Genomic DNA, 6,965 nt, shown 5'->3' with positions numbered 1-6,965 from the left:
GACGAAAAGCGTGTCGACTTGACCTGACCCCTCGGGCGCGGCCGGATGCATCAGCACTGCTCGTGACGGGACCACCCCACCGGGCTCGCTCGGTAAAAGCCAAGAGCCGAGCCTGCTCGGCTTCGCCGTCGCATCGGCTCGCCTTCGGCCTCGCGGATGGGCTCGCCTCCGGCCTTGCGTCGGCCCTACCTTGTCCTTCTCCTGGGCCTGCCACTGCCTTGCCTGCACATCACCTGCGCTGCCAGCCCACCCAGCTCTGCCCACCCTCGCCGCCCCGCCCCGTCGCCCCGTCGCGTCGCGTCGCGCGGGAGTGTCGGACCCCGTCTGTACGTTGGGTCGCGGGGGAGCCGGAACGCGAGGGGACCCCTGCGCGAGCGTGCGCGGTCAAGGGGGCGGAAAGCACTGAACCCCGGACCGCGGGTGTGCGGGCCGGGGCTGTGCGTGTGTGTGGTGCTAGGCCGGGGTGAAGGCCAGGGCCACGTTGTGGCCGCCGAAGCCGAACGAGTCGTTCACCGCGGCGTCGAGCTTGATCTTGCGGGGTTCGCCCGCCACCACGTCCAGCGTGACCGCCGGGTCGAGGTTGTCCAGGTTCAGCGTTTGCGGGACGATGCCGTCGCGGATCGAGAGGACCGTGACGATGGCTTCGACCGCGCCCGCTGCTCCCAGGAGGTGGCCCAGGGCGCCCTTCGGGGCGGTCAGGACCGGGTGGTCGCCGATCGCCTTGCGGATCGCCACCGTTTCCGCCACGTCGCCCACCGGGGTGGAGGTGGCGTGGCAGTTCACGTGGCCCACGTCGGACGGGTCGATGCCGCCCGAGCGCAGGGACGCCGCGATCGCTCGCGACTGGCCCACGCCCTCGGGGTCCGGGGCCGTGATGTGGTAGCCGTCGGCGCTGGTGCCGATGCCCGCCAGGCGGCCGTAGATCTTGGCACCGCGCGCTTCCGCGAACTCGCGGCGTTCCAGGACCATGACGCCCGCGCCCTCGCCGAGCACGAAGCCGTCGCGGCCCGTGTCGAACGGGCGGGACGCCTTCTCCGGCTCGTCGTTGCGGGTGCTCATCGTGCGGGCCTGCGAGAAGCCCGCCACCGGGATCGCCGTGATGCACGCTTCCGCGCCGCCCGCCACGACCACGTCGGCCTCGCCGGACTTGATCATGCGGTAGGCCCACGCGATGGCCTCGGCGCCCGACGCGCAGGCGGAGACCGGGGCGTGCACGCCCGCCTGGGCCTTCAGCTCGAGGCCCACGTGGGCCGCCGGGCCGTTCGGCATCAGCATCGGGACGGTCAGCGGCGACACCTTGCGCAGGCCCTGCTGCTCCAGGAGGTCGTCCTGGGTCAGGAGGGTGATCGCGCCGCCGATGCCCGTGCCGATGATCACGGCGAGGCGCTGGCGGTCGACGGTGTCGTCGTCGTGGCCCGCGTCGGCCCACGCCTGGCGGGACGCCACGATGGCGACCTGCTCGGAGCGGTCCAGACGGCGTGCCTCCACTCGGGGCAGCACCTCGGTCGGGTCGACGACGAGCTGTGAGGCGATCTTGACCGGCAGGTCGTACTTCTCGACCCAGTCGTGGGTCATGGGGGAGACCCCCGACTTGCCGGCCAGGAGCGCGTCCCAGGTCGACGTGACGTCACCACCGAGCGGGGTGGTGGCACCCAGCCCGGTGATGACGACCTCGATGCCGGAACTCACTTGTTGCTGGTGATGTAGTTCACCGCGTCACCAACGGTCTTGAGGTTGGCCAGCTCGTCGTCCGGGATCTTCACGCCGAACTTGTCCTCGGCCTGGACGGCGATCTCGACCATCGACAGCGAGTCGATGTCGAGGTCGTCCACGAAGGACTTCTCAGCGGTGACGTCGTCGGCGGCAACGCCGGCGACCTCTTCGACGATCTCGGCAAGACCGGACAGGACGTTGTCGCTCACTGAAGTTCCCTTTCGGTTGAAACGGTGGAAAAACCCTGGGTGGTGCTCACGGGCACCGGACGACCTGCCCCGCGTAGGACAGGCCCGCGCCGAAACCGACCATCAGCACCACGTCTCCCGAGGAGATCTCGCCCGCGGTCCGCATGTGGTCGAGCGCCATGGGGATCGAGGCGGAGGAGGTGTTGCCCGAGTCGACGATGTCTCGAGCGACCTTCAGGTCCTCGCGCGCACCATTCTTGCGCAGGCGCTTCGCGATCGCTTCGATGATCCTGAGGTTCGCCTGGTGCGGGGCGAAGACGTCCACGTCGGACAGTGCGACCCCCGCGAGCTCGGCGGCACGGATCGCGACCGGTGCGACCTGCGTCGTCGCCCACCGGAAGACCGCCTGGCCCTCCTGGTGGATGAACGAGTCGCGGTCGTCGATGCGGATGACCTCGGACATCGAGCCGTCCGAGCCCCACGCGACGGGGCCGATCTCGTTCGTGTCGCCGGCGCCGACCACGACGGCACCCGCGCCGTCCGCGAAGATGATCGCGGTCGAGCGGTCGTCCTGGTGGGTCCAGTCGGTGAGCTTCTCCGCGCCGATGACGAGGACGTTGCGCACGGTGCCGGCGCGGACGATGTCCGCCGCCGTCGCGACGGCGTAGCAGAAGCCCGCGCACGCGGCGTTGAGGTCGAACGCGGCCGCGGCCTGGATGCCGAGCTTGGTCGCGACCTGCGCGGCGGCGTTCGGGATGGTCGACGGCATGGTGCACGTCGCCACGATGACGCCGCCGATGTCGGCGGGCGCGAGACCCGCGTCCTCGATCGCCTTCGCGCCGGCCGTGACGGCCATGTCCACGACGCCCTCGTCCTTGGCCGCGACGCGCCGGTTGACGATGCCGACGCGCTCGCGGATCCACTCGTCCGAGGTGTCCATGCGCGCGGCGAGGTCGTGGTTGCTCACCACGGTCTCCGGCTGGTAGCTGCCGAGACCGAGGATGCGGCTACCCGCAGGGGCCTGCGGGGCCTGGAAGGTCGTCACTTGTCTGCTCCAACGGTGTCGAAGAGCTCCGCGACCTTCTCGAGCTGGTCGGGGGTCTTCAGGGCGAGAGTGGCGGTGCCCTTCATCGCACGCTTCGCGAGACCCGTGAGAGCGCCGGCGGGCGGCAGCTCGACCGAGGCGGTGATGCCCTTCCCGACGAGGGTCGCCTGGCAGGCGTCCCAGCGCACGGGGCTGGTGACCTGGGAGACCAGGCGGCTCAGCACCTCGGCGCCGTCGGTCACGGCCTGACCGTCCTTGTTGGACAGCAGCGGCAGCGACGGGTCCTGCGTGGCGACTTCGGCGGCACGCGCGCGCACCGCGTCTTCGGCGGGCGCCATGTACCTGGTGTGGAACGCGCCCGCGACGGCGAGCTTGCGGACCTTCGCCGTTCCCGGCGGGGTCTCCGCGAGCTCGTCGAGGGCGGCACGCGGGCCCGCCGCGACGATCTGGCCGGCGCCGTTGCGGTTGGCGGGCACGAGACCGAGCTCCTCGAGGCGCGCGAGCACCTCCTGCTCGTCGCCGCCGAGCACCGCGGCCATGCCGGTCGGTTCGAGCGCGCACGCCCGCGCCATCGCGGCACCGCGCACACCGGCGAGGGCGACCGCGTCGTCGGCGCTGATGACGCCGGCGATCGCCGCCGCCGCCAGCTCGCCGACGGAGTGGCCCGCGACGACGACGTCCGCGGGCAGCTCGACGCGGCGGCGCAGCTCGCCGAACGCGAGCACGGCGAGGGCCACGACCAGCGGCTGGGTGATCGCGGTGTCGACGATCTCGTCGGCCTCCGCCGTGGTGCCGAGGCGCACGAGGTCGAGCCCCGTGATCTCCGACCACGTGCGCACCTGCTTCTCCGCCCCCTCCAGTTCGAGCCAGGGGGTGAGCATGCCGGGCGTCTGGGACCCTTGTCCGGGCGCGAGGAGTGCGATCACGCCGATTACTAAAGCCGGTGGACCCGCCGGTACCCCATGTCGTGAAGAACGAAGTACGGCGATCGTATTTGTAGAGACCCTACAAAAGCGTCCGTCGGCAGCGCTGGCTGAGACGTCTGCGCAGGTCAGCCGTGTGCAAGGTCGTTTGGCCCTCACTCCAACGGATGTGTGCGAACTCCGTCACAGCTCGTTCGCTACCACAGGCCCCGGGAGCGGGCAAGGCGTCCTACAGACAAAGCGACGCGGAGCACAAGCGCGTCTCGAGCGTCATGTGCATTTCTTCCGGTCATTTCCTGAACGCGCCGAAGGCGATATCTGACCGTGTTCGGGTGCACGAACAGTCTTTTCGCGCACGTCTCCAGCACGCCCCCGACCTCCAGGAACGCGTCGACGGTCTCGAGCAGCGCGCCGCCCGCGTCCTCCAGCGGCCGCGCCACCCGGTCGACGAGCTGCCACTCGGCCTCGGGGTCGCCCGCGAGCGCCCGTTCCGGCAGCAGGTCGAGCGACCGGACGGGCCGGGGCGCCGCGGGCCAGCCCACGACCGCCCGCAGCCCGCTCAACGCGTCGCTGGCGCTGCGGTGGGCCTCGGACAGCGACGTGACCGTCGGGCCGGCGACGACCGGGCCCTCGCCGAAGCCCTCGGCGATGCGCCCCAGCACGTCCTCACCGGTCTCCGTCGGCCCGCCGAGCACGACGACCAGCCGCGAGCCCTGCACCGACAGCAGCACCGGCCGCCCGGCGCGGGCGGCCTTGCTGCGCACCGAGTAGATGATCGCGGGCGGGTCCTCGCCGCCGGGGTTGCCGACCAGCACGGTCGCCTCCAGCGCCGGGTCCCAGCCCAGCGCGGCACCGCGCGAGAGCAGCGACTCCTCGGGGTCACCGCGCACGATGCCGTCGACGACCAGCGCCTCCAGCCGCGCGTCCCACGCGCCGCGCGCCTCGGCGGCCGCCGCGTACGAGGTCGCGGCCGAGAAGGCGATCTCCCGGCCGTACCGCAGCACGCCCTCCATCAGCAGCGCGCGCTCGGCGTCGTTCGCCGCCATCTCCGGCAGCTGCCCCTCGAACAGCTCCAGCGCGATCCGGACCAGCTCGACGGTTTGGCGCAGGCTCACCCAGCGGGAGATGTCCTTGGGGGCGCTGCGGAACGCCTCCGCGGTGAGCCGGATCGCCTGCTGCCGGTCGTGCAGCCACTCGACGAAGCCCGCGACACCGTTCTGGATCAGCAGCAGCACGCTCGCCCGCTGGTCGGCGGGCATCCGCGCGAACCAGGACAGCCGCTGCTCCATCTCGGCCACGCTGGCGGTGGCGAGCGAGCCGGATGCGCGTTCGATCTTGCGCATCGTGCGGGCGGAGAGCGCGGGCGGGAGCTCCTCCTCGGTCTTGCTGCTGGTCATACCCGCAGCTTAAGGCCACGCGGGGGGCGTCACCGGGACGGGTGACACAACCCGTGGAGCCCGGTGATCGGCCATACCTTCGGGGACCGGTGGTCTTTCGTGCGGCACGGAGGTTGGTCTTGCACAGGTTCCCGGCATTCGTCCTCGGCGTGGTCGTGCTCACCGCCACGGGCGTGACGGCGTCGGCCAACCCGCCCGACCCCCTCGCCGAGTACCACTCCCAGCCGGTGCGCTGGTCGCCGTGCACCGGCGAGCTCGCCGGGCTCGAGTGCGCCACCCTCGTCGCGCCGCTCGACTACGCGAACCCGGCGGGAGACCGGATCGACCTGGCCGTGAGCCGCAGGAAGGCGGCCTCGGCCGACCGCAGGCGCGGCGTGCTGCTCACCAGCCCCGGCGGGCCGGGGCTCGCCCTGCCGCTGTTCCTCGCCGACGCCGGGGTCGCGCAGGTCTACGACCTCGTCGGCTTCGACCCGCGCGGTGCCGGCGGCTCGACGGCGCTCCACTGCCGCACCACGCCCGCGATCGCCGTGCCGGACTCCCGGCCGGACGACGAGGAGTTCGTGAAGTGGGCGGCGGAGGCGCGGGAGGCCGAGGAGGCCTGCGAGAAGTCCGGCGGCGGCATCCGCCGGCACGTCAGCACCGCCAACACCGCGCGGGACGTGGACCTGGTGCGCGCGGCCCTCGGCGAGTCGAAGGTCAACTACCTCGGCTACTCCTACGGCACGTACCTGGGCGCGGTGTACGGGACGTTGTTCCCGGGCAGGCTCGACCGCAGCGTGCTCGACTCGGCCGTGCACCCGGAGTGGGTGTGGCACGAGCAGTTCCGCCAGCAGGCCGTGGCCTACCGCGGCGACGTCGAGGCCTGGGCCGCCTGGGCCGGTCAGCGCCACGGGAGGTTCGCGCTCGGCAGGACGCGGGACGAGGTGCTCGCCGCGGTGGAGGAGGTGGCCGCGAAGCTGCACGCCGCGCCGGTGGGGGAGTACGGCCGCTCGGCGTTCGACGGCGCGGTCGGCGTGGGCGCCCGTTACCGTCCACTGTGGTCGGACCTGGCGTCGGTCGTGGCCGGGCTGCGGTCGGGGGAGGGGCAGGAGAACGCCGCGGGCGCCGCGGCGGGCCAGGTGCTCGCGAGGACCGGCCTGCCGGAGCTGCGGTCCGGTGCGTTCGACACGGTCACCTGCGAGACGGACTGGCCGACCGACCTGCACCTCTACTACGAGGACATGCGCGTCTTCCGCGAGCGCTACCCGTACGGCTTCGGCGTCGCGCGGGCCGCGCCGACGCCGTGCACGTTCCGCTCGTTCACGCCGCCGGAGCGGCCGGTGGCGCTCGCGCGCGACGGCTACCCGGTCGGCGTCGTCGTGCAGGCGGAGGGGGACGCGCAGACCCAGTACGCGGGCGGCCCGGCGATGGCGCGACGGCTGGGGCACAACCTCGTCACCGTCGTCGACGAGGGCAAGCACAGCCTCTACCACGGCAACGCGTGCGTCGACGCCAAGGTCGACCGGTACCTCGTGGACGGGGTGCTGCCGGGCAGCAGCACCGAGTGCGCCGGCGACCCGCGGCCCGACGTGCCGGAGGACGGCGAGAGCGGCGCGGCCGGTGCTGCCGGTGAGGGCGGCGCGGTGCCCGCGCCGTCGCCGGAGAGGATCCGGGCCTACCTCGACGGCCGCGGGCTGAGCGCCGCGACGGGGGCCGGACG

Annotated in this window: 6 protein-coding genes; 1 reads left to right on the top strand and 5 read right to left on the bottom strand. The window is 72.5% G+C overall.

What is annotated here, in order from left to right; translation table 11 throughout:
• Positions 1–453: 453 nt before the first annotated feature.
• The 5 genes from fabF to ACFWGZ_RS37950 all read right to left on the bottom strand — a co-directional run bounded on the left by fabF (position 454) and on the right by ACFWGZ_RS37950 (position 5,266).
• Positions 454–1,689 (bottom strand): beta-ketoacyl-ACP synthase II, encoded by a 1,236-nt coding sequence (fabF, locus tag ACFWGZ_RS37970; protein ID WP_382456433.1) that lies wholly within the window; start codon positions 1,687–1,689, stop codon positions 454–456.
• Complete coding sequence (locus ACFWGZ_RS37965) at positions 1,686–1,922, bottom strand: acyl carrier protein (RefSeq protein ID WP_030465146.1); 237 nt, start codon at positions 1,920–1,922, stop codon at positions 1,686–1,688. Before ACFWGZ_RS37965 ends, fabF begins: the two co-directional genes overlap by 4 nt.
• A gap of 46 nt (positions 1,923–1,968) precedes the next feature.
• On the bottom strand, positions 1,969–2,946 hold the full coding sequence (locus ACFWGZ_RS37960) for a beta-ketoacyl-ACP synthase III (RefSeq protein WP_382456432.1): 978 nt from the start codon (positions 2,944–2,946) through the stop codon (positions 1,969–1,971).
• A complete protein-coding gene (locus ACFWGZ_RS37955) occupies positions 2,943–3,872 on the bottom strand; it encodes an ACP S-malonyltransferase (protein WP_382456431.1) in 930 nt (309 codons plus the stop codon). Before ACFWGZ_RS37955 ends, ACFWGZ_RS37960 begins: the two co-directional genes overlap by 4 nt.
• Before the next feature lie 194 nt (positions 3,873–4,066).
• Entirely contained in the window at positions 4,067–5,266 is a 1,200-nt protein-coding gene (locus ACFWGZ_RS37950) for a PucR family transcriptional regulator (RefSeq protein ID WP_382456430.1), read from the bottom strand.
• Between the two features lie 119 nt (positions 5,267–5,385).
• Between ACFWGZ_RS37950 and ACFWGZ_RS37945 the strand changes: the two genes are divergently transcribed.
• Positions 5,386–6,965 (top strand): alpha/beta fold hydrolase (locus ACFWGZ_RS37945; RefSeq protein ID WP_382456429.1); only part of this gene is annotated, 1,580 nt, incomplete at its 3' end.

It is taken from the genome of Lentzea sp. NPDC060358 (assembly GCF_042725365.1).
Classification (GTDB): domain Bacteria; phylum Actinomycetota; class Actinomycetes; order Mycobacteriales; family Pseudonocardiaceae; genus Lentzea.
This window is presented reverse-complemented; position numbering and strand designations above follow the sequence as displayed.